We start from the raw sequence: 22,059 nt of genomic DNA, 5'->3' as shown, positions 1-22,059 counted from the left end.
GCCGCTGTTGCTGAAATCGGCGCCGCGCAACCAGCGGGCCGCCAGGGTCCATGCCCTGCTGGGGCAATGGAACCACTTCATGCTGACGAGCCGGCCGGAGCCGCTGATCTACACGGCCTGGATTACCGAACTGCAGCGCGGCCTGCTTGCCGACGAACTGGGCGACGAACTCTACAAGTCCCTCGCCGCGCCCAACGTGGCGCTGATGACGCGCATCCTGCGCGAACAACCGGGCTGGTGCGACGACGGCGGCACGCGCGTCACCGAGACCTGCGACGATGCGATCGCGCAGGCACTCGACCGCGCGCTCGACGGCATCGCACAGCAACAGGGTGCCGACCCCGACAAATGGCAGTGGGGTCGCGCGCATCTCGCGGTCCATCGCCACCCGCTGTTCGATGGCGTACCGCTGCTGCGCGACCTCGCCTCGGTGCGCTTCCCGTCCGACGGCGGCGCGCAGACCCTGAACCGGGCCCAACCCTCATATCGCGGGCCGCGGCCCTTCGATGCCGTGCACGGCGCCGGCTATCGCGCCGTCTACGACTTTGCCGACCTCGACAACAGCCGCTTCGCCATTCCACTCGGCCAATCGGGCAACATGCTGTCGCCGTGGGCGCGCAACTTCGTCGATCGCTGGCAGGCGCTGCGCTACATCGAGATCAGCGGCACCCGCGCCGAGGCCGCCCGTACCGCCATCGGCACGCTGACACTGGCGCCGCCGTCGCGCTGACGCTCACGCCGGCGGGGCGGATGGCTGAGGCCGGCTCACCCGCAGCTTGTCGATGCGCCGGCCGTCCATGTCGACGACCTGGAAGTGCCAGTCCTGGTACGTGAACGACTCGCCCGCCTTGGGCAGACGGCCGAACTCGCCCAGCGCGAAGCCCGCGATTGTATGAAACCGGACCTTGTCCGGCAGCTTGCAGCCGAGCCGATCGAAGATGTCGTGGGCCGGCGCCATGCCGTCGATGAGGAATGCGCCGTCGTCGCACTCGACGATATCGGGTTGCCCGCCGTCGAGGTCCGGCAGATCGCCGGCCAGCACTTCCAGCAGATCGGACTGAGTGACGATCCCTTCCAGCCCACCATATTCGTCAACGACCACCACCAGCCGGACCGGCGCCTGCTTGAACTGCTCCAGCACCTTGAAGATCGGCATGGTCTCGTGAACCAGGAGCGGCTGACCGACCACGGCCAGCGGATCGAGCGCCCCGCCGCCCAGCACCTGGCCCAGCAGGTTCCGTTTCGCCACCACGCCCAGCAGTTCGTCGATGCCGCCCCGCGCGAGCAGGAGTTGCTCGTGCCGGCTCTCGAGGATGGTCTTCAGGACCTCCTCGCGATCGTCGTCGGCGTCGATCCAGTCGACTTCGGTGCGCGGCGTCATGATGTCGCCGATCCGACGGTTGCCGATGTCGAGCGCCCGCACCACGACTTCCTGCTGTGTCTCCTGCAGCAGGCCCGCCTCCTGGCTTTCGGTAACCAGGAGCTTCAGCTCGCCAGCTGAATGCAGCGAGGCCTCGCCCGTCCCGGATTGCAGGCCGCACAGGCGAAGCACGAGATTGCCGAGGCCGTTGAGAACGGTGATCGCAGGACTGAGCAGCCAGCGGAACAGGCCGAGCGGCCGCACCACCCACAGCGCCGTGCCCTCGCTGCGCTGGAGAGCGAGGCTCTTGGGCGCCAGCTCGCCCAGCACGATATGCAGGGCGGTGATGAGGACGAACGAGAGGGCGACCGCGATGGCATAGGAACTGATACCGACCAGCGACCCGAAGCTGCCGGCCAGCACGGGCTCGATCAGGCGGGCGATCGCCGGCTCGCCGATCCAGCCCAGCGCCAGTGAGGAAATGGTGATGCCGAGCTGGGTGGCGGCGAGATTGGAGTCGAGATTTTCCAGCGCGCGCTCCAACGCCTTGGCGTTCATCCTTCCGTCGGCAACCAGCTCGACCACGCGGCTACGACGGACGGCGACGAGCGAGAATTCGGCCGCGACAAAGAATCCGTTGGCGGCAACAAGCAGAAAAACGGCCAACAGGCCGCCGAATTCGAACATGCCCTATTCTCCTGCAGATGCCGCCCGGCCCGGCTCTAACGCGGCTTGTTCCCGGCCAGGGTGATGCGATGCATGACGCGGCGATGGCCGTGGTAATCGTTGATCGGGTTGTGCATCGCCGCCCGGTTGTCCCAGAAGGCGACCGACCCCACCTCCCAGCGGAAGCGGCAGGTGAACTCCGGCCGCACCTGATGCTCCCACAGGAAACGGAGCAGCGGCAGGCTCTCCTTCTCGGTCCAGTCCTTGATGTGCGCGGTGTGTGCCTCGCTGGTGTACAGCGCCTTGCGACCGGTCTCGGGATGGGTGCGCACGATCGGGTGTTCGGCCGAAAAGGTCTTGTGCTCGACGCCGGCCGCCTTCATGCGGTCCTCCCGCGTCTTGGTGACCTCGGCCTTGATCGAAGAGCTGACCCCGACAAGGCCTTCCAGCGTCCGCTTCAGCCCGTCCGACAGTGCCTCGTAGGCGAGATACTGGTTGGCGAACATCGTATCGCCGCCGTAGGGCGGCACCTCGCGCGCCAGCAGCATGCTGCCCATCGGTGGTTCCGCCAGGTAGGTCGTGTCGGAATGCCAGATGCCGCCGAAATTGTTGCGCTCGTGTTCGAGCTTCACGACCGCCGTGATCATCGGCAATTCCGGCAAGCCTTTCAGCTGGGGGTACTCGATCGGATCGCCGAACTTGCGAGCGAAGGCGAGCTGCTGGTGCGGCGTTGCCTTCTGGTCGCGCAGGAAGATGACGAGATGGTCGAGGAATGCCTGGCGCATCTCGGCTGCGACCTCGTCGTCGAGCGTCCGCGAAATATCGACGCCAAGAACCTCAGCGCCCAGCGCGCCGGCGATCGGCCGCACCTCGATGTGGCGGTAGTTGCGCATCATGTCTCCTCCGCTCAACGCTTCGTCCAACCGGGTAGCGTCTTGGCCTTGAAGGCCCTGATGCCCTCCGCTGCCTCGGGACGGCGCAACAGGCCGACCAGGCTTTCCGCCGCGTCGTCGAGCACTGCCCGATCATCCCCCGTGGCGGAGGCCAGCACCAGACGCTTGGCGGTCGCCAGCGCCTGCGGCTCCATCTTCTGGATATCGTCGAGCAGAGCCCCGAGGGTCGCATCGATTTCCGCCGCGCTGCAGCAGAGGTAGCGCCCGATCCCCAGGCGATGGGCTTCGGTGGCGTCGATCACCCGTCCCGTAACCGCAAGGTCGCGCACCGGCCCCTCGCCCAGGCGGCGGACCACGAACGGGATGACCTGTGATGGGATGAAGCCCACCTTGGGCTCGGGCAGGCCGAACCTGGCGCTGTCGTGCAGGATCACCACGTCCGAACAACAGGCCATGCCGAAGCCGCCGCCCACTGCCGAGCCCTCTACCACCGCGATGGTGGCCTGCGGCAGGGCATCGAGGGCGAGCAGCGCATCGCCGAACTGGCGGTACGCAGGCACCAGTGGATCCTTGGCACCCTTGCCCGGCGTCGGCGGCATGTCGGCCATGGCGTCGAGATCACCGCCGGCGCAGAAATGTCCGCCGGTGCCACGAAGCACCAGCACGCGACAGGTCGCATCGTCGCGCACCCGGGCGAAGGCATCCTCCAGTTCGAGCATCATGTCGTGGGTGAGCGCGTTGCGCCGCTCAGGCCTGTTCAGCCTGAGATGCGCCACCGCGCCGTCGCGCGACAGGTCGATCGTGGTGTAGACTCGGCCGATCATGGTTAATGTCTTACCGGGCGGGTATGCGGGCAACAAGATGACGCGTTTCGTGGTTCCGCTGCTCGCAGCGATCCTGATGATTTCCTCCGCCTCGGCACAGGAATGGAGCCAGGTGTCGACGCCGTCGCCCGGCCCGACCCAGGTCATCGGATTCTACTCGGCGGGCTGCATCCAGGGCGCGCAGGCCCTGCCCACCGAAGGGCCGGGCTACGAAGCGATCCGCCTCAGCCGCAATCGCAACTGGGGCCACCCCGTCACCCTCGACTTCATCAAGCGCTTCTCCGACCAGGTGCGCGCCGCAGGGCAGAGCCAGCTCTATATCGGCGACATCGGCCAGCCGCGCGGCGGTCCGATGAGTTTCGGCCACGCCAGCCACCAGGTCGGCCTCGACGTCGACATCTGGTTCGAGCGCCAGCCCGGCGCGCGCCGGGCGCCGGCCGACCGCGAGAACCCGAGGCTGCGCTCGCTGGTACGCGCCGACGACGGCGGCATCGACGACGCGGTATTCACCGACCAGCACATGGCCTTGCTGCGCATGGCGGCGAGCACGCCGGGCGTCGACCGCATGTTCGTGAGCAAGTGGATCAAGGAACGAGTCTGCAACACCGCCACGGGCAATCGCGCCTGGCTGCGCAAACTCGTGCCCTGGTACGGCCACGACGAGCATTTCCACGTCCGGCTCCATTGCCCGCCGGGCAATCCGCAATGCCAGCCGCAGGCCACCTACTCGGACGATGACGGGTGCGGCGAGGCCCTCGACTCGTGGTTCCGCAAGGCGCCGATCACGCCGCCGCCTCCCGGTACTCCGGTAAAGCCCTATCGGCCGAAGCTGCCGCCGGCCTGCCAGCAAGTGCTGAACGCGCGCTGAGCGCGGATCAAGGGCTCCCGCAGGCGTCAGCTCGGGCGTGGGCTTCCGAGTCGATCGGCTCCCATCCACCGACCGTCAACGAGCGCCGCCATTCCACCACGCTCGCGCCGCTGCCGGTTCGCCGTATGATGTAGTTGATGGCCATCTGCGTGCCATCGCCCAGCGTGAGCGTCACCGTCGCCACGCCATCCTCGGCCTGGATTCGCGGGACTCCGGTGAACCCGCCGATGGGACGCGCGGCGAGGCAGTTCGTCATGACCGTGTAGGGAACATTGTAGGCCGCCGACCAGATCGGTGGATTCGGCTGAGGCTTGCTCGTAAGGCCAGTGGTGGTGCAGGCGGCCACACCCGAGGCGAGCAGAACGAAGCACAGTGTCCGGGTCGTCATCGCTTGCTTCTTCCTCTTCTATTCACCTTGGTCCAGCAGCGTACCGGCGCGCCTGGAGGCGCGGAAGAACCACTGAAATATCTGGAAGCCGACGACCAGGTAGCCCACCGACAGGCCGAAGGCGATGGCGAGCATGTCCCAGTGCACGGTCTTCTCCGACAGGATCGCGCGCATGCCCTCGAAAATGTAGGCCGGCGGCAGCCCCCACGAGATCACCTGCAGCCATTGCGGCAGCACCGACACCGGATAATAGACGCCGCTCACCGGCATCAGGATGAAGACGGCCGCCCAGGCAAAGCTTTCCGCGCTTTGCCCGACCCGCATGATCATCCCCGACATGGCAAGCCCGATCGACCAGGAGAACATCTGCAGGATGGCGAAGAAGGCCACCAACGGCAGGCCGAGCGAGTAGATGTTGTAGCCGAAGAAGACCCAGGCCATCAGCGACACCGGGACCAGGCCCAGCAGCGTGCGCAGGAGGGCTGCGATGATGATGCCGGTCGCCATCTCCCAGGATCGGATCGGGCTCACGAACAGATGGCCGAGATTGCGCGACCACATCTCCTCGAGGAAAGCGATGGAGAGCGAGAGGTTGCCGCGCACCACCACTTCCCACAGCAGCAGGCCCGACAGCAGTACGCCTGCCGCCTGGGCAACGAACGAGGCTTGCGGCAGCAGGTACTGGGTCATGAAGCCCCACATCACCATCTGCACCGCCGGCCAGTAGATCGAATCGACCAGCCGCATCACCGAGCTGCGCCAGATCCAGACATGGCGCATCACCAGGGCATAGATGCGTTCGATGGAGCCGCTCATTGCGCCGCCTCGCCCTTCTTCAGCGCATCTAGGCCTCGGCCGCGGCCGCGCGCCATGTCGAGGAACACCTCCTCCATGTCCTCGCGTCCGAAACGCTCGATCAGCTCGCGCGGGCTGCCGCGCTCGAAGACGCGGCCGGCCTGCAGCAGGATCACGTCGTCGCACAGCCGCTCGACCTCGCTCATGTTGTGCGAGGCGAGCAGGATCGTTGCGTGGGTCTCGCCCTGATATTCCTTGAGGTAGCTGCGCATCCAGTCGGCGGTATCCGGATCGAGCGAGGCCGTTGGCTCGTCGAGCAGCAGCACGTCGGGCCGGTTGATCAGCGCCTTGGCCAGCGCCACCCGCGTCTTCTGCCCGGCCGAGAGCTTGCCGGACGGACGATCGAGGAACTCGGCGATCTGCATGCGTTCGGCGATTTCCATCACCCGGACGCTCAGATCCTTCACGCCATAGAGCCTGCCGTAGAAGGCGAGGTTCTGGCGCACCGTAAGGCGATGCGGCAGGTCGACGTAGGGCGACGAAAAGTTCATGCGCGGCAGCGCCGCGTAGCGTCGCTTCAGCATGTCGATGCCCAGCACCTCGATCTGCCCGGCCGTCGGCTCGAGCAACCCCAGCAGCATGGCGATGGTCGTGGTCTTGCCGGCGCCGTTGCCGCCCAACAGCCCGAGCACGGTGCCGCGCGGCACCGTGAAGGTCAGATCATCGACTGCGACGATCTCGCCGTACACCTTGCGCAGGTGCCGGACATTGAGGGAGGGGCTGTCGGGCATGACGGCATCATAGCGCCTTGATCGCGGCTTCGATGCGGTCGAGGCCCTTGCTCAGCCGCTCGGCGCCGGAGGCGAAGCAGAGGCGGATGTTGCCGGTGCCGCCCGGACCGAAGGCCTCACCGGGCGCCAGCCCCACCTTGTGCTCCTTCGCGAGTTTCTTGCAGAAGGCCATGGTGTCCTCGACGCCATCCACCGAGAAGAAGGCATAAAACGCCGCTTCCGGCCGCGCGATGGTGACCTTGGGCAGGCCCGAGAGGCGCTGGAATACCTGCTCGCCGCCGGCACGGCAGCGCTCGACCATCTGCGCCACGAAATCGTCGCCCTTCTCGATCGCCGCGACCGCGCCTCGCTGCAGGAACGCCGGCGCACCCGAGGTGTTGATCTGGACGAGCTTGGCGATCTGGTCGCCGAGCTGTGCCGGGTGCGTGAGCCAGCCCAGCCGCCAGCCGGTCATCGCCCACGGCTTGGAGAAGCTGTTGAGCACGATCAGCGGATCGTCGGGCCTGGCATGCTCCAGGAACGACGGCGCCACCTGCCGCCCGTCGGGACGCTTGGTGTAGATCAGCCGGGCATAGACCTCGTCGGCCATGATCCAGATGCCGCGCTTGCGGGCGAATTCCAGCAGCGCGCGCTGCTCGTCGGACGACATCACCCAGCCGGTCGGATTGCCCGGCGAGTTGACAAAGATCGCCCGCGTGCGCTCGTCCACCGCGTCGAACACGCGCTGCAGGTCGAGCTTCCAGCCGCCGAGCGTGGTGCGGTCGAGCGCCACGTATTTCGGCACGCCGCGCATCAGCTTGGTGGCCGAGGTTATGTTGGGCCAGATCGGCGAGACGATCACGACGTTGTCGCCGGGATCGAGCAGCATCTGGCAGGAGAGCAGGATCGCCTGCATGCCGCCGGTGGTGACGCTGATGCGGTCGATCGGGCATTTGATGCCGTAGAGCCGCTCGGTATAGGCGCTGAGCGCGGCCCGCAGGTCGGGAATGCCACGCTGCCACGTATAGAAAGTCTCGCCCGCCTGCAGGCCCCGGGCCGCCGCGTCGCGCACGAAGTCGGGCGTCACCAGATCGCCCTCGCCGAACCACAGCGGCACGACGTCGGGATCGCCGAACACGCTCATGGCAACGTCGGAGATCGGCGATTCGGGCAAGTTCCCGATGGGGCCGCTCAGCGACGCTGTGAGGCCCGGCGGGAGGAAACGATTGTCGGTCTGCATGGTCTCCGACTAGCGCATCGTTCCCGGCAATGCCAGCCGGACAGACCTAGACTTTCTCATAGGCGCCTTGATTGCGGCACCTCAGCGGCCGTCGGGGTCCTCCAGCCAATCGTGCTCGAGCATCCGGAGCCGACTGGTGACGGAGAGCAGGAACGCCGTCGACCAGCCGAACAGAATCAGCCCGTTGCCGGCCTCGATGGCGCCAAACAGCCGCCACTTGCCGTCCAGCACGATGTCGCCGTAACCGAGCGTGGTGAAAGTCACGGTCGAGAAGTACAGCGCCGATTCGAAATCATTGACGGCGCCGATCACCCAGAACGCGGCTCCGTAGAGCCAGATCTCGACGCTATGAATGGCGACGAGGCCCAGCACGACGAACAGGATCACTCCGAGCTGGGCGGGACGGCTTTCGTGGGCACGGAAGCGGTGGGCGCGGTCGCGCAGGATCCACAGCAGGCCGAGCAGGCCGCCGAGATGAATGGACACGGTGAGGCTGACCATGAAGGTCGCAAGCGCGAGATTGGCGAACATCGTCACATGATCAATGTTCGGCACCTGACGGGCAACGGCCATTCCGCCGCCACGGAGAAGCTCTGTGCGTCACCTTTGTGGTCAGATGACAGCGCGATTGCGAAGCGTTAACCTCCACCTTGGGGAGTATCCATGTCCAACGGCACAAAAGAATCGATGCTGCAGACCTGGCTGGCCGAGCAGTATGCGGGCGTCTACGCCGACGGCCGCCGCTGCGACGAACTGGGCTACCTGCAGTGCAAGATCATCCTCAAGCCAGAGCGCTTCACGTCGGCGCATGTCTTCAAGGAATATGCGGCGCTGGTGCGACGCGCCGCCGAAGCCACCGGCATCGGGTTCCAGCACACGCCGAAATCGCAGCAACGGCCCGAAGTGCGCGAAGTGCTGTTCCTCGATACCGGCGACTACCACCTCTACAACAACTCGTTCATCTGCCGCCGCCGCATCGCCTACGAGGATGGCTTTGCCATCGGCGACCCCGAGATCGTCTTCAAGTATCGCAGCGACGACATGGCCAAGGCCCAGGCGATCGACGTCCGGCCCAGGATCGACGGCAAGTACAAGATCAAGTTCAAGCTCGAGGTCATGCCGCTCAAGGAGAAGATCGGCGGCCTCCGTCGCCTGCTGTCGCACAATGTCGAGTTTGGCCTCAGCCAGGCGCCCGAGGCGGCGCGCATCGTGATGTCGTCGCTCGGACACATGTCGCTGCCGGAACTCGCCCAGATCTTCCCGGCCCTGTCGGCGATCTCGGCCGACGGTCCTTCCGATGTCTCTCTGGTCAATCAGACCATCGTCGAGGAGCTGCTGCAGGACATCTGCGTCCTCGATTTCGGCCATCACACGGCCGCCACCGCCAATCTCGGCCTGTGGCGTTCGCGCGGCGATCACCACGCCTTCGTCGGCGAGTTCGCCTATCAGCTTCGCTTCGCGGGGCCCGCCGACATCAGCCACAAGGCATTGCAGGCCTGCGAACGCTTCTTCCTCGAGCTGCAGCAGATCTCCGCCGATTGGGTAGCGCTCACAACGACCAAGACGGGCGCCGTCTACCGCCTGAAGGGCAACCCGCCGCAAGCCCACGAATGAGCAAGTCTCCCGCCGTCGCCCCGCCGGTGGCGCCACCCCCTTCGCTGTGGCGGCTCTTCCTCGGCTTCCTGATGATGGGCGCCACCAGCCTCGGCGGCGGCGTCATCGCCTATCTCCGCACCGGACTGGTCACCCGCTACCGTTGGCTCGACGATGCAACCTTCGTCGAACTGATGGCGATCAGCCAGAGCCTGCCCGGACTCAACGCCACCAACATGTCGATCCTGGCCGGCGACCGCCTGCGCGGCTGGCCGGGGGCCCTCGTCGCCGCCCTCGGCATGTGCCTGCCCGGCGCGTCGATCATGACCGCCGCCGCCTTCGCCTACGGCATCGGCGGCGACGATCCGGTGTCGAAAGCCTTCCTGCACGCGATTGCGGCCGGCGCGGTCGGCCTCATCACCGTGGTCCTGGTGCAGCTCGGCGCCAAGATGCTGACCGAGATTGCCGACTATGTCTTCGTGGCGCTGACCGCGGTGCTGGTCGCATTGTTTCATGTGCCCGTGCCCTACGCCCTGATCGGTGTCGGTGCGCTGGCCATCTGGTGGCACAGGCCTCGGAGCACGGGCCCGCACAAGGCCACGGATCCCCAGCCGAACGATCCTGCGTCATGAAGCAGCTCATCGATCTGGCCACTGTCTTTGGCTATATCTCGCTGCTGACGGTCGGCGGCGGCATGGCGGCGTTCCCGGAATTGAAGCAGCTCACGGTCGACACCTACCATTGGGTGACCTTTCCCGAGCTCATGCACTACTACAGTCTCGGCCAGCTCGCGCCCGGGCCCAACATGATGATGGTGGCCTCGATTGGTGCCCAGGTCGCGGGACTGCCCGGCGCCGCGGTCGTGCTCGTGGCCTTCATCCTGCCAACCGGCCTCCTCACCTTCGGCATCGGCCGGCTGTGGAATCGCCTCGCCAACTGGCCATGGCGGGCCTCGATCCAGCGCGGCCTGGGATCGGTCTCCGTGGGCCTCGTACTGGCCGGCGGAATCGTGCTGGCCCGCGGCGCGCTGACCGACTTGATGATGATCGCGCTCGCGGCCGGCGTGTTCGCCTTGCTGATGCTGACCAAGATCAACCCCGCCATCCCGATCGTGGCGAGCGGGCTGGTCGGGCTCGCTGCCTATATGATCTAGACGTTAGCCAAATACTCCCTAAGGAAGGGGTTCCTGCTCCGGCGGCTTCGGCGTAAAATGCTGCTCATGCTGCGCGCTACGTTGATCTTGCTGATGGCAAATCTGCTTGTCGGCTGCGTCACGGCCTCGAACGTGGACGAGGTCCGCGCCGGGATGAGCCCGGATCAGGTGCAGACCATCCTGGGCGAACCTGAAACCGTCGCGCATGCGCCCGGGAGTCAGTGCTCCTACTACACGGTGCTGAAGGACTTCTGGAGCCGCACCCCGTGGACCATGACCAATCGCTACGTCGTCTGCTACGACGACGGCAGGGTCAAATCCTTCGGGCGCGCCGACGTGCCGAACTCCGGCTGACCTACTGCCGCGCCGACCTCTGGGGACGCTCCTCGCCCGCCATGCACGACGCCCGCGGCACGCCGATCGCCACCACCCGCGCGCCCACGGTCAGGCAGCCGTTGTGCCAGTTCCCCGCCAGCGTCTGCCCGGCGATCTGCAACGTGCCGTAGCCGTCCGGGACATTGTCGGCGTAGTTGCCCTCGAAGCGATGGGCGTCATTCCAGGTGTAGCGGCCGAAACCCTCGCGCCGGCCAAAGCGGTAGGCGCCCTCGAACCGGTCGATGGCCTGGCCGTGCTCGGTCCATTGCACGACGCCGGCACCGTGTTTCAGGCCGTCGCGACAGCTGCCGCTCCACACCGCCTTGTCTTCGGGGCCCGGATGCCAGTCCCACATCCGGCATCCCGCCTCGGTGTCGAACAGCCAGCCGTCCCCTTCACAGGGCGCCGTCCAGCTGATCTGCACCGAATCGGGCTCCTCCGGCGCGCAAGGCTGCACCGCCGCGCTGAGCGCGAGCTGCTGGGCCACCGCCGGCGTGCCGGCGAGTAACACAGCGGCAAGGAAAACGACGCGTAGCCGTCGCATGATGTGCCTCGGGTCCGCCACAATGGATGGCAGGGAGGTAACGCCGGTTTCACCGGAATGGTTGCCCGGCTTCGTATCCGAAACCATGATGCGCCAGCAGGAGTAGCCGACAACCGGGAGACGACAGACATGGCTCAGCGTCAGGTGGAAGCGATCGTGGCGGCCATCGCCGACATCTACGGTGCGCCCAACGAGAGCGGCATGCTCTGTTGCACCCTCGAGGCGGTGAACGCCGGCGGCACCGACGTGTCGATCCAGGTCATGGCCGACTCGATCAACATCTCGCCCTATCCCTACAGCGAGGAGCCGCTCACCCGCCTGGAACTGAGCGGCGCCCTGGAAGAGCTCGAGGACATGGAGCTGGAGCTGGTCGACTGGGACGCCAACGCCTTCGCCACCGTTGGCACTGCCGGCAACGAGCCGGTGGACGTGGCCCGCCTGGTCGACGAGACCTTCACCAAGGTGCTGGGCTGCGACGCCGGCTACGACCCCAGGGCCACGACCGAAGACCTCGGTTGACCCGGCTCTGTGATACAATCTGCCCATGTCCCTCCTCATCCTAGGCCTTGTCCTCTTCCTCGGCGCCCACACGCTGACGACACTTCGCCCCGCCCGGGCGGCGGTGATCGGGCGGCTGGGCGAAGGCCCCTACAAGGGACTCTATTCACTGGTCTCGGCGGCCGGCCTGGTGCTGATCGTCTGGGGCTTCGCGAGCTATCGCAGCGCCGGCTATCTCCATGTCTGGGACCCGCCGGCGATCTTCCATCCCATCGCCCTCTTCCTGCTGTGGTTCGCCTTCGTGGCGCTCGCCGCCACCTATGCGCCGCCCGGCAGGATCAAGGCAGTGCTGCGCCATCCCATGCTGGTGGCGGTCAAGGCGTGGGCGCTCTCCCACCTGCTGGTGAACGGCGACCTGGGGTCCATGCTGCTGTTCGGCGGTCTGCTCGCCTGGGCGGTCTACGACCGCATCGCGCTGAAACGCCGGGGCGACCCGGGTGCGGCTGCGGTCGACGGCTTCAAGGCCGCCGACGCCGTCGTGGTCATCATCGGCACCGTGGCCTATGTCGCGGTGTTCTGGCTGCACGAAACGCTGATCGGCGTCGCGGTGCGCTAGGGGCCCGATGCGCCGCACGCTCGCCCTCGGTTCGCTGCTGCTGGTCGCGACCGTCGGCGTGCCTGCCCTCATGCCTGCCAATGCGCAGAGCTACCAGCAGTTCAACCGCTGGTGCTACGGCGAGGCCACCGCAGACCAGACCATCCAGGGCTGCGACGCCGTCATCCGCTGGGCGCGTGAGACGCCGCGCGACACCGGCACCGCCTTCTACAACCGCGGCCTGGCGCTGGCAGCCAAGGGCCAGCTCGATCGCGCCATCGACGACTACGGTCAGGCAATCCGGCTCAGGCCCGATCTCTCCGACGCCTACAACAACCGCGGCATCGCCTGGCGCCTGAAAGGCGACGAGACGCGCGCGCTGGAGGATTTCGACCAGGCGCTGCGGCTCCGGCCCGACGACGTCGACGCGCTCTACAATCGCGGCCTCGCCCTCACCGGGCTCCGCCAGTACGATCGCGCCATCGCCGAATTCAATGCCGCACTTCGACTTCAACCCGACGATTTGGACGCAATCGCCAGCAGGGGCGCCGCCTGGCAGCGCAAGGGCGAGGTCGAGCGCGCACTGCAGGACTACGATCAGGTGCTGCGCGCCAGGCCCGGCAATGTGATCGCGCTGGCCGGCCGCTGCGCCACCCGCGCCATCGTGGGCCGGCTGCCCGCAGCATTTGCGGCCGCCCTCGCCGATTGCAACGAGGCGCTGCGGCTCAAACCCGGCGACCTGCCCGCCCTCGAGGCCCGCGGCTTCGTCCAGCTTCGGCTCAACCGGCCCGACGCCGCGATTGCCGACTTCGACCTGGTGCTCAAGGCCGCGCCCGAGGCAGCCAACGCCCTCTATGGCCGCGGCATCGCCCGCCGCCGGACGGGCGACCCGGCCAGTGGCGACGCCGACATCGCCGCGGCAAAGGCGATCCAGGCCGACATCGCCGATGAATTTGCCCGCCAGGGCGTCGGTGGCTCCTAGGCGGCGGCACGGCGATGGTTCCCCTATGCCGCGGAGCGGCGATGGTTCACTGTGTCGGCTCTTGGGGGAGGAAAACTCAATGATCCGGCCTGTTGTCCTGGCCCCGGTGCCATGTGTGCATCTCGAATCTGCCAGCAGCGTGCCCGGCCTCGGCGCCAGCGTGTTCTTCGGCAGCAGCCACGAGGCCGACCCACCGCTGCCCATAGGCGTGCCGGTGTTCATCTATGCCTCGATCCCGCCGCACGCGCTGTTCCGGCCGGGCCAGTATTCCTGGACTGGCACGCTGGGCTCCGTCGTGCGTGCCGTCCCCAGCGGCCCGCGCGCCGGCAAGTGTCCCGACCCCGCCCGGCGTCCGCCGACCGCCGAGGCGAAGGACGGGCCGTTCCTCTACTTCTGGGAAGTCCAGGGGCTGGAGCAAATGGCGACGCCCCGCGGCCTCGCCGACTTCAAATCGAAGACCTCGATCAACGAGGTGCCGCGCTGGCCGGTCGTAGGAGAACTCGACTACTAGGGCGGCCGCACCGCGCAGAACGCCCCGGCCTGTTGATCCAGGTCAACTTCCTCGCCGCAATTCGCCCTACAAGCAAACCATGACGTCGTCACAAGCCTGGTTGTCGAGGCTCGCTGTCGCCGCGGTCGTCCTCGCCGCGGGCTATCTCGCGTGGCAGTGGCTGACCCCGCCGTCCCTGCCTGTCGGCTTCGCCAGCGGCAACGGCCGCATCGAGGCCGTCGACATCGATATCTCGGCCAAGTTGCCGGGCCGCGTGAAGGACATCCTGGTCAACGAGGGCGACTTCGTGACGGCAGGCCAGGTCGTTGCCAATATCGACACGAGGGTCCTCCAGGCGCAGCTGCGCGAGACCCGCGCGGCGCTCGACCAGGCAAGAATCGGCATCGTGACGGCCCGCTCGCACGTCGAGCAGCGACGGGCCGAGAAGCGGGCTGCCCTCGCCCTGGTCGCGCAGCGCCAGACCGAAGTCGAAGCGGCGCGCAAACGCGTGGCCCGCTCCGAGGAGCTGGCACCCAAAGGCAACACGCCGCTGCAGGTGCTGGACGACGATCGCGCCCGCTATGAGGGCGCCAAGGCCGCAGCAAGCGCCGCCGAGGCACAGCTCGCGGCATCCGAAGCCGCGATCGGAACGGCCGAGTCCCAGGTGATCGGCGCGCAGGCGGCGCACGAGGCCGCCCTCGCCACCATCGAGCGCATCCAGGCCGACATCGACGACAGCGCCCTGAAGGCGCCGCGTGACGGCCGCATCCAGTATCGCGTGGCTCAGCCCGGCGAGGTTCTCGGCGCCGGCGGCAAGGTGCTGAACATGGTCGATCTGGGCGACGTCTACATGACGTTCTTCCTGCCGACCGCGGCCGCCGGCCGGCTCGCCATCGGCAGCGAGGTTCGTCTCATTCTCGATACTGCGCCCCAGTATGTCTTGCCCGCCCGAGTCACCTTCGTGGCCGACGTCGCCCAGTTCACGCCCAAAACGGTCGAGACCTCCAGCGAGCGCCTGAAGCTTGTGTTCCGCATCAAGGCCAACATCGACAAGACCCTGCTCGACAAGAATCTCGGGCAGGTGAAGACCGGGCTGCCGGGCGTGGCTTATGTCCGAACCGATCCCAAGCTCGACTGGCCGGCCAGTCTGGCGGTAAAGCTGCCGCCATGATGGAGGCCCCGCAGCAGGCCGGCTTCGTCGCCCGACTGCACGGTGTCGGCTTGCGCTACGGTCCCGTCACAGCGCTTGATTCCATCGACCTCGATCTGCCCGCCGGAGGTATCGTCGGATTGATCGGCCCCGATGGTGTCGGCAAGTCGAGCCTGCTGTCGCTGGTCGCCGGTGCGCGCCGCCTGCAGACCGGCCGCGTCGAGGTGCTGGGCGGCGACATGGCGCGCGGCCGCCATCGCCGCCGCGTCTGCACGCGCATCGCCTACATGCCGCAGGGCCTCGGCCGCAACCTCTATGCGACGCTCACGGTGGCCGAGAACATCGATTTCTTCGCCCGCCTGTTCGGCCATGCCCGTGCCGAACGCGAGCGGCGCATTGCCGAGCTGACGGAGGCCACCGGCCTCGCGCCCTTCGTCGATCGTCCCGCGGGCAAGCTGTCGGGCGGCATGAAGCAGAAGCTCGGCTTGTGCTGTGCCCTCGTGCACGATCCCGACCTGCTGATCCTCGACGAACCGACGACCGGCATCGATCCCCTGTCGCGGCGCCAGTTCTGGGACCTGATTGGCCGCATCCGCGCGGCACGGCCGGGCATGAGCGTCGTCGTCGCGACGTCGTACATGGAGGAAGCCGCGGCCTTTGACTGGCTGGTCGCCATGGACGCCGGTCACGTGCTGGCCACGGGCAGTCCGTCGGAACTGCTGACCCAGACCGGCACGCACTCGCTCGAGGCGGCTTTCATTGCCCTGCTGCCCAGCCAGCGCGGCCACGGCTATCGCCCCGTCGAGATACCACCACGCGATCCGGAGCGCGACGGCGAGGTCGCGATCGAGGCCCAGGGCCTCACCATGCGCTTCGGCGATTTCGTCGCCGTCGACCATGTCGACCTCCGCATCGACCGCGGCGAGATCTTCGGTTTTCTCGGTTCCAATGGCTGCGGCAAGACCACCACCATGAAAATGCTGACGGGCCTGCTGCCGCCCAGCGATGGCCAGGCGCGGCTGTTCGACCAGCCGCTCGATGCGCAGGACTTCGAGACCCGCCGCCGGGTCGGCTACATGTCACAATCCTTCTCGCTCTACGGCGAGCTGACGGTGCGGCAGAACCTCGAGCTGCATGCCCGCCTTTTCCGGCTGCCCGAGGCATCGATCGCCGGACGGGTCGAGGAGGTCGCGCGCAGCTTCGAGCTGACCGACGTGCTGGACTCGCTCCCGCCCACCCTGCCGCTCGGCCGGCGACAGCGCCTGTCGCTGGCGGTGGCGATGATCCACAAGCCCAGCCTGCTGATCCTCGATGAACCCACATCGGGTGTCGATCCGATCGCGCGCGACGAATTCTGGCGCATCATGATCGATCTCGCGCGCCGGGAGCAGGTCACCATCTTCATCTCCACCCATCTGATGAACGAGGCCGAGCGCTGCGACCGAATCTCGCTGATGCATGCCGGCCGCATCCTGGTCACCGACACGCCTGCCGCCCTTGTTGCCAGGCGCAGCGCTGGCACGCTGGAGGAGGCCTTCGTGGCCTGGCTGCAGGAGGCCTCCGGCGCCGGCACCGATCCCGGGCGGGAGGCCGCTGCCGCCCCGGCGGTCCGCAATGCCGCGCCGCCGCGCCGCCGTGGCCTGTTCGACGTGCGGCGCATGCTGGCCTATTCGCTTCGCGAGACGATCGAACTGGCACGCGACCCGATCCGCGCGACGCTCGCCCTGCTGGGCAGCGTGTTGCTGATGTTCGTCATCGGCTATGGCATCAACATGGATGTCGAGGATCTGACCTTCGCCATCCTCGACCGCGACGAGACCACGACCAGCCGCGACTATGCGCTCAACCTCGCGGGCTCGCGCTATTTCGTCGAGCGCCCGCCGATCCTCAGTCACGCCGAGCTCGACCGCCGCATGCGGACGGGAGAGCTGAGCCTCGCCATCGAGATCCCGGCCAACTTCGCCCGCGACATCGCGCGCGGCCGCACCGTCGAGATCGGCGCCTGGCTGGACGGCGCCATGCCGATGCGGGCCGAAACCGCGCGGGGTTATGTGCTCGGCATGCACGCCGCCTGGTTGGCCGCAACCGCCGTCGCGCCGGCACCTGCCGGCATCGAGGTCCGGTTCCGCTACAACCCCGACGTCAAGAGCCTGGTCGCGATGGTGCCGGCGGTGATCCCGATGCTGCTGCTCCTGATCCCGTCGATGCTGACGACGCTCAGCATCGTGCGCGAAAAGGAGCTGGGCTCTCTCGTCAACCTCTATGTCACGCCGGTCAGCCGGCTTGAGTTCCTGATCGGCAAGCAGCTTCCGTATGTCGCCCTCGGCATGGTGAATTTCCTGCTGCTCACCCTGCTCGCCGTCACCGTCTTTGGCGTGCCTCTCAAGGGCAGTTTCGCCGCCCTCGCCGCCGGCGCCTTCATCTACGTCGTGGCTGCCACGTCGATCGGGTTGGTGTTCTCGTCCTTCATGCGCAGCCAGTCGGCGGCGATCTTCGGCACCACCATCGGCACCCTGCTGCCGGCCATGGAATTCTCCGGCATGATCGACCCGGTCTCGTCGCTGCAGGGTATCGGAGCCGCGATCGGCCAAGCCTATCCGATGACGCACTTCCTGACGATCTCGCGCGGCGCCTTCTCCAAGGCGCTGGGCTTCGCCGATCTGCAGGCCTCGTTCGCGCCGCTGCTGATTGCCGTTCCGGTATTGATCGGGCTCAGCGCCCTGCTGCTGCGCAAGCAGGAGACCTGAGCGATGCACGCCGCCAACATCCTCAATCTCGGACTCAAGGAGCTGCGCGGCCTCGCCCGCGATCCGGGCATGCTGGCGTTGATCGTCTTTGCCTTCACGATATCGATCTACACCGCGTCGACGGCGATGCCTGAGCAGCTCAACAAGACGCCGATCGCCATCGTCGACGAGGATCGCTCGCCGCTCTCCACGCGCATCGTCGACGCCTTCTTCCCGCCCTTCTTCCTGCCGCCGACCCTCATCGAGCAACCCGACGTGGACCGCCGAATGGATGCCGGGCTCGACATCTTCGCCCTCGACGTCCCGCCCGACTTCCAGCGCGACCTGCTGGCCGGCCGCCGGCCGACCATCCAGCTCAACGTCGACGCCACCCGCATGAACCAGGCCTTCGTCGGCAGCGGCTACGTGCAGAGCATCGTGGCCGGCGAGATCGAGTCGTTCCTGCGGCACTACCGCGCCTACACGCCGGCGCCAGTCGAGCTCGCCTTGCGGTCCCGCTTCAACCCGACGCTCACGATCTCCTGGTTCAGTGCGGTCATCGAGGTCGTGAACAACATCACCATGCTCTCGATCATTCTGACCGGCGCCGCCCTGATCCGCGAACGCGAGCACGGCACCATCGAGCATTTGCTGGTCATGCCCGTGACGCCCCTCGAGATCATGGCGGGGAAGATCTGGTCAATGGCGCTGGTCGTGCTCGCGGCCTGCACGCTGTCGCTTCTGTTCGTCGTCAAGGGATTGCTTGCCGTGCCGATCGAAGGATCGGTCGCGCTGTTCCTGGCCGGCGCCGCAGTCCACCTGTTCGCCACCACGTCGATGGGCATCTTCCTGGCGACCGTCGCGCGGTCGATGCCGCAGTTCGGGCTGCTGCTGATCCTGGTGCTGATCCCGCTTGAGATGCTGTCCGGCGGCACCACACCGCGCGAGAGCATGCCCCTCGTCATCCAGTATTTGATGCTGGCCGCGCCCACCACCCATTTCATCATGCTGGCTCAGGCAATCCTGTTCCGCGGCGCCGGCTTCGAGACGGTGTGGCCGCATTTCGTGGCCATCGCCGTGATCGGCGCCCTGCTCTTCGGCCTGGCCCTCGCCCGCTTCCGCAAGTCGGTGGGCGAGACGGCCTGACGGGCCGTGCATATGACGGCCCTCACCCCTGTTCTTCGGAAGCCCCTTGGCTTGGTACGACCGCTGCCGGCCCGGTCGCCGCGGTGCGCCATTGAATTGGCCGCCCTCTTCGTCCTGGGCTTCACCGGCAAGAAGCTGATCGACGGCTGGATGGCCCGGAAGGGTGCCACGCCGAACGACGTCCGGGAGCAGGCCGGACCGGCGCGCGGCAAGCACACACGGTTCCTCCTGGGTGTCTGGTACCGCGAGGACTGACCAGATCAGAGCTGAAAGAGCAGGAAGCCGCCCAAGCCGAACAGCGCCAGCGCCGCACCAAGGCGCTTGAAGAAGCGGGCCGACTGCACCTCCAGCAGTCTCTCCCCGAACCGGGCCGCCCGCTCGGCGCGCGAGATCTCCACCTTCGCCTTGACCTGGTGCGCCAGGAAGCCGGGCGAGATGCCGCTGCCCACGGCGCCGTCCACTTCGAGGTCGACGATGGTGCAGATGAACCACATCAGAAGGCCGATCACGCCGATGCCGAAGAAGCTGGCGTAGGCCACGATCATGAAGGCGGCGATGGAAGCCAGGAGCCAGCCGCTGAGGTCGATGGCGATGAGAATGGACCTGCCCGACATAGCGATCCTCCCTGCGCACCGACTATCTCATGGCAGCGTCGCCGCCACCAGTACGGCGTAGCGGCCGAGCTTGCCCACCGTCACCAGCACGACGAACAGCGCGAGGTTCGCACGCAATGCCCCGGCCACCACCGTGAGCGGATCGCCGACGATGGGCAGCCAGGCGAACAGAAGAGACCACACACCATAGCGCCGGTACCAGCGCTCGGCCCTGAGGTAGGTCGCAGGCTTCACCGGGAACCAGCGCCGATCCCTGAAGTGGACGAAGAAGCGGCCGAGCCCCCAGTTCACCACCGCGCCCAGCACGTTGCCCATGGTCGCCACCGCCAGCAGCACCGGCCATGGGTAGTCGCCGCTCAGCAGCAGGCCGAGCAGGACCAGTTCCGACTGGAAGGGAAAGATCGTGGCGGCCAGGAACGAGGCCGCGAACAGGCCGGCATAGGCGGCGAGCGGAGTCACTTGCCGGCGTTGAGCCGCGAGTGATGCCGGCTGTAGCCGAAATAAATGACCAACCCGATCGCCAGCCACACCACCAGGCGCACCCAGGTCGCGGGCGTCATGCCGCCGATCAGCACGAGGCAGAACAGGATGCCGAGCAGCGGCACCCACGGCACATGCGGCACGCGGAAGGGCCTGGGCGCAAGGGGCTCGAGGTGGCGCAGATAGATGACCGCGGCGCAAACCAGGACGAAGGCGAAGAGCGTGCCCACGCCCACCAGCTCGGCCAGCACGTCGATCGGCGACACGGCGGCGACGGCGGCCACGACGGCTCCGATCGTGATCTGGCTGATCCAGGGCGTGCCCAGCTTCGGATGGATGCGGGCGACCACCGGCGGCAGCAGCCCGTCGGCAGCCATGGTGGCGAAGATCCGGCTCTGGCCGTAGAGCAGTACCAGGATGACGGTGGTGATCCCGATCAACGCGCCCAGGTCGATGAACAGCGAGAACCAGGCCTGGCCGACGGCGCGCAGGCCCATGACGACGGGATCGGGTACGTTCAACTCGCGATACGGCACCAGGCCGGTCAGCACCGCGGCCACGGCGATGTAGAGCACGGTCGAGATGGCGAGCGAGCCCAGGATGCCGATGGGCATGTCGCGCTGCGGCCGGCGCGCCTCCTGGGCGCAGTTCGAGACCGCGTCGAAGCCGACATAGGCGATGAACACGACGGCGGCGCCGCGCACGATGCCGCTCACGCCGAAGGCGCCGAAGGTGCCGCTGTTGGGCGGGATGAAGGGGTGCCAGTTGGCGGTGTTCACGTAGAAGGCGCCGAGGCCGATGAAGGCCAGCACGACCGTGAGCTTGACCGCGACCATGATGTTGTTGAGCCGCGCCGACTCTCTCGTGCCGCCGACCAGCAACGCCGTGATCAGCACCACGATGGCGGCGGCCGGCAGGTTGGCGATGGCGGTGGCGGTCGTGCCGTCGGCCAGCGTCACCGCCTGCCCCGTCGCCGCGGTGAGCCGCGGCGGCAGGCCGAGCCCCATCGCCTGCAGCAGGCTCACGAAGTAGCCCGACCAGCCGACGGCGACCGCCGCGCCGCCGATGGCATATTCCAGGATCAGGTCCCAGCCGATGATCCAGGCCGCGAACTCGCCCAGCGTGGCATAGGTGTAGGTATAGGTGCTGCCGGCGACCGGCAGGAAGGTCGAGAGCTCGGCATAGCAAAGGCCGACGAAGGCGCAGGCGATCGCGGCCAGCACGAAGGACAGCACGATGGCCGGCCCGGCATTGAGCGCCGCCACCGTGCCGGTGAAGATGAAGATGCCGCCGCCGATGATGGCGCCGATGCCCATGGCCGTGATGCTGACGGGACCGAGGACCTTGGGAATGCGCCGGTCGGCAGTGGCGACGATGTCGGCAACCGGCTTGCGCGCGAGAAGACTGTTCATCTGGCGGCGGACGGTCAATCCTTCGCGGGCGCGGGCGACTGCTCGGTGGGCGGCGAGCCGGCGGATGGCTGCCCGCTGGATGGCTGGTCTGCCGGCGACCCTGCCTTGCGCGCGGCGGCCTCGCGTTCGCGCGCTTCCCGGTCCTTCCTGGATTGCTCGACGGCCTGCTTCTCCGCCTCTTCCTTCTGGACCTTCTGGCCGCCCTTGCCGCTCACGATGGCGCCGGCCGCGCCCGGCTGCGCGCTACGCGTCTCGTCGGCCGGGGCCACGCCGTTCTCATGTGGGCGGCCGCTGTCGGGCGGCGGCAGCGCCTTGGTCACCGGCGCCAGGCGATCGGCGCCCGGGCGCGCGCCCAGCAGGTTTGCCGGGGGCGTGCTGCTGTCGAACCAGCCGCAGCCGCTCAGCAATGCCGTGGCCGCCAAACTCGACAGGCCTCTGCCCCATATCGTCCGATCGTTTCGCATCGTCGCCCACAGTTGATTGGAGAAGTGCTTAAC

General features: G+C 67.3%; 27 protein-coding genes. 14 read left to right on the top strand and 13 right to left on the bottom strand.

The window, feature by feature from the left end; translation table 11 throughout:
• A partial coding sequence (locus EPO55_RS10995) for a penicillin acylase family protein (RefSeq protein ID WP_296336821.1) occupies positions 1-730 on the top strand: 730 nt, incomplete at its 5' end.
• Between the two features lie 3 nt (positions 731-733).
• Here EPO55_RS10995 and EPO55_RS10990 read toward each other — a convergent pair.
• The 3 genes from EPO55_RS10990 to EPO55_RS10980 are packed head-to-tail and all read right to left on the bottom strand — an operon-like array spanning position 734 to position 3,743.
• Complete coding sequence (locus EPO55_RS10990) at positions 734-2,047, bottom strand: hemolysin family protein (RefSeq protein ID WP_296336819.1); 1,314 nt, start codon at positions 2,045-2,047, stop codon at positions 734-736.
• 35 nt (positions 2,048-2,082) lie between these two features.
• Positions 2,083-2,922, bottom strand: coding sequence for a TauD/TfdA family dioxygenase (locus tag EPO55_RS10985; protein WP_296336818.1), 840 nt, complete (start codon positions 2,920-2,922; stop codon positions 2,083-2,085).
• Positions 2,923-2,933: 11 nt separating this feature from the next.
• The gene (locus EPO55_RS10980; RefSeq protein WP_296336816.1) at positions 2,934-3,743 is read right to left on the bottom strand and encodes an enoyl-CoA hydratase/isomerase family protein; all 810 of its coding nucleotides are present in this window, start codon (positions 3,741-3,743) and stop codon (positions 2,934-2,936) included.
• Positions 3,744-3,780: 37 nt separating this feature from the next.
• Between EPO55_RS10980 and mepA the strand changes: the two genes are divergently transcribed.
• Complete coding sequence (mepA, locus tag EPO55_RS10975; protein WP_296336815.1) at positions 3,781-4,611, top strand: penicillin-insensitive murein endopeptidase; 831 nt, start codon at positions 3,781-3,783, stop codon at positions 4,609-4,611.
• A 7-nt stretch (positions 4,612-4,618) separates the two neighbouring features.
• Here mepA and EPO55_RS10970 read toward each other — a convergent pair whose 3' ends face one another.
• The 5 genes from EPO55_RS10970 to EPO55_RS10950 form a co-directional block, all read right to left on the bottom strand.
• Complete coding sequence (locus tag EPO55_RS10970) at positions 4,619-4,999, bottom strand: hypothetical protein (protein WP_296336814.1); 381 nt, start codon at positions 4,997-4,999, stop codon at positions 4,619-4,621.
• Between the two features lie 18 nt (positions 5,000-5,017).
• On the bottom strand, positions 5,018-5,815 hold the full coding sequence (locus tag EPO55_RS10965; RefSeq protein ID WP_296336813.1) for an ABC transporter permease: 798 nt from the start codon (positions 5,813-5,815) through the stop codon (positions 5,018-5,020).
• Positions 5,812-6,585: an ABC transporter ATP-binding protein gene (locus EPO55_RS10960; RefSeq protein WP_296336812.1), complete on the bottom strand. Its 774-nt coding sequence runs from the start codon at positions 6,583-6,585 to the stop codon at positions 5,812-5,814. Before EPO55_RS10960 ends, EPO55_RS10965 begins: the two co-directional genes overlap by 4 nt.
• 7 nt (positions 6,586-6,592) lie before the next feature.
• Positions 6,593-7,804 (bottom strand): pyridoxal phosphate-dependent aminotransferase, encoded by a 1,212-nt coding sequence (locus tag EPO55_RS10955; protein ID WP_296336811.1) that lies wholly within the window; start codon positions 7,802-7,804, stop codon positions 6,593-6,595.
• Between the two features lie 81 nt (positions 7,805-7,885).
• A complete protein-coding gene (locus EPO55_RS10950; RefSeq protein ID WP_296336810.1) occupies positions 7,886-8,377 on the bottom strand; it encodes a potassium channel family protein in 492 nt (163 codons plus the stop codon).
• 90 nt (positions 8,378-8,467) lie between these two features.
• Here EPO55_RS10950 and EPO55_RS10945 point away from each other — a divergent pair, with 90 nt between their 5' ends.
• The 4 genes from EPO55_RS10945 to bamE all read left to right on the top strand — a co-directional run bounded on the left by EPO55_RS10945 (position 8,468) and on the right by bamE (position 10,904).
• The gene (locus EPO55_RS10945; RefSeq protein ID WP_296336809.1) at positions 8,468-9,418 is read left to right on the top strand and encodes a hypothetical protein; all 951 of its coding nucleotides are present in this window, start codon (positions 8,468-8,470) and stop codon (positions 9,416-9,418) included.
• Complete coding sequence (locus EPO55_RS10940) at positions 9,415-10,029, top strand: chromate transporter (RefSeq protein ID WP_296336807.1); 615 nt, start codon at positions 9,415-9,417, stop codon at positions 10,027-10,029. The genes EPO55_RS10945 and EPO55_RS10940 overlap by 4 nt, the downstream gene beginning before the upstream one ends.
• On the top strand, positions 10,026-10,550 hold the full coding sequence (locus EPO55_RS10935; RefSeq protein WP_296336805.1) for a chromate transporter: 525 nt from the start codon (positions 10,026-10,028) through the stop codon (positions 10,548-10,550). Before EPO55_RS10940 ends, EPO55_RS10935 begins: the two co-directional genes overlap by 4 nt.
• A gap of 93 nt (positions 10,551-10,643) precedes the next feature.
• A complete protein-coding gene (gene bamE, locus EPO55_RS10930; RefSeq protein ID WP_296336804.1) occupies positions 10,644-10,904 on the top strand; it encodes an outer membrane protein assembly factor BamE in 261 nt (86 codons plus the stop codon).
• Position 10,905: 1 nt separating this feature from the next.
• Here bamE and EPO55_RS10925 read toward each other — a convergent pair whose 3' ends face one another.
• Entirely contained in the window at positions 10,906-11,469 is a 564-nt protein-coding gene (locus EPO55_RS10925) for a hypothetical protein (protein WP_296336803.1), read from the bottom strand.
• 129 nt (positions 11,470-11,598) lie between these two features.
• Here EPO55_RS10925 and EPO55_RS10920 point away from each other — a divergent pair, with 129 nt between their 5' ends.
• The 8 genes from EPO55_RS10920 (at position 11,599) to EPO55_RS10885 (ending at position 19,311) form a co-directional block, all read left to right on the top strand.
• A complete protein-coding gene (locus EPO55_RS10920) occupies positions 11,599-11,988 on the top strand; it encodes a hypothetical protein (RefSeq protein ID WP_296336802.1) in 390 nt (129 codons plus the stop codon).
• 25 nt (positions 11,989-12,013) lie between these two features.
• On the top strand, positions 12,014-12,583 hold the full coding sequence (locus EPO55_RS10915; protein WP_296336801.1) for an NnrU family protein: 570 nt from the start codon (positions 12,014-12,016) through the stop codon (positions 12,581-12,583).
• 7 nt (positions 12,584-12,590) lie between these two features.
• A complete protein-coding gene (locus EPO55_RS10910) occupies positions 12,591-13,544 on the top strand; it encodes a tetratricopeptide repeat protein (protein WP_296336800.1) in 954 nt (317 codons plus the stop codon).
• A 79-nt stretch (positions 13,545-13,623) separates the two neighbouring features.
• Positions 13,624-14,055, top strand: coding sequence for a hypothetical protein (locus tag EPO55_RS10905; RefSeq protein ID WP_296336799.1), 432 nt, complete (start codon positions 13,624-13,626; stop codon positions 14,053-14,055).
• Positions 14,056-14,134: 79 nt separating this feature from the next.
• Complete coding sequence (locus EPO55_RS10900; RefSeq protein ID WP_296336798.1) at positions 14,135-15,205, top strand: HlyD family efflux transporter periplasmic adaptor subunit; 1,071 nt, start codon at positions 14,135-14,137, stop codon at positions 15,203-15,205.
• On the top strand, positions 15,202-17,931 hold the full coding sequence (gene rbbA, locus EPO55_RS10895) for a ribosome-associated ATPase/putative transporter RbbA (RefSeq protein ID WP_296336797.1): 2,730 nt from the start codon (positions 15,202-15,204) through the stop codon (positions 17,929-17,931). Before EPO55_RS10900 ends, rbbA begins: the two co-directional genes overlap by 4 nt.
• Before the next feature lie 3 nt (positions 17,932-17,934).
• A complete protein-coding gene (locus tag EPO55_RS10890; protein ID WP_296336795.1) occupies positions 17,935-19,056 on the top strand; it encodes an ABC transporter permease in 1,122 nt (373 codons plus the stop codon).
• Between the two features lie 96 nt (positions 19,057-19,152).
• The gene (locus tag EPO55_RS10885; RefSeq protein WP_296336794.1) at positions 19,153-19,311 is read left to right on the top strand and encodes a hypothetical protein; all 159 of its coding nucleotides are present in this window, start codon (positions 19,153-19,155) and stop codon (positions 19,309-19,311) included.
• Positions 19,312-19,316: 5 nt separating this feature from the next.
• Here EPO55_RS10885 and EPO55_RS10880 read toward each other — a convergent pair whose 3' ends face one another.
• The 4 genes from EPO55_RS10880 to EPO55_RS10865 are packed head-to-tail and all read right to left on the bottom strand — an operon-like array spanning position 19,317 to position 21,984.
• Positions 19,317-19,670 (bottom strand): hypothetical protein, encoded by a 354-nt coding sequence (locus tag EPO55_RS10880; protein ID WP_296336792.1) that lies wholly within the window; start codon positions 19,668-19,670, stop codon positions 19,317-19,319.
• Positions 19,671-19,697: 27 nt separating this feature from the next.
• Positions 19,698-20,129, bottom strand: a complete 432-nt coding sequence (locus tag EPO55_RS10875) for a YqaA family protein (protein ID WP_296336791.1) — start codon at positions 20,127-20,129, stop codon at positions 19,698-19,700.
• The gene (locus tag EPO55_RS10870) at positions 20,126-21,562 is read right to left on the bottom strand and encodes an amino acid permease (protein WP_296336790.1); all 1,437 of its coding nucleotides are present in this window, start codon (positions 21,560-21,562) and stop codon (positions 20,126-20,128) included. Before EPO55_RS10870 ends, EPO55_RS10875 begins: the two co-directional genes overlap by 4 nt.
• Positions 21,563-21,576: 14 nt before the next feature.
• Positions 21,577-21,984, bottom strand: a complete 408-nt coding sequence (locus EPO55_RS10865) for a hypothetical protein (RefSeq protein ID WP_296336789.1) — start codon at positions 21,982-21,984, stop codon at positions 21,577-21,579.
• Between the last annotated feature and the right edge of the window lie 75 nt (positions 21,985-22,059).

The organism is Reyranella sp. (assembly GCF_004296935.1).
Taxonomy (GTDB): domain Bacteria; phylum Pseudomonadota; class Alphaproteobacteria; order Reyranellales; family Reyranellaceae; genus Reyranella.
Note: the sequence above shows the minus strand (reverse complement) of the source record. Positions and strands in the feature narration are given on the sequence as shown.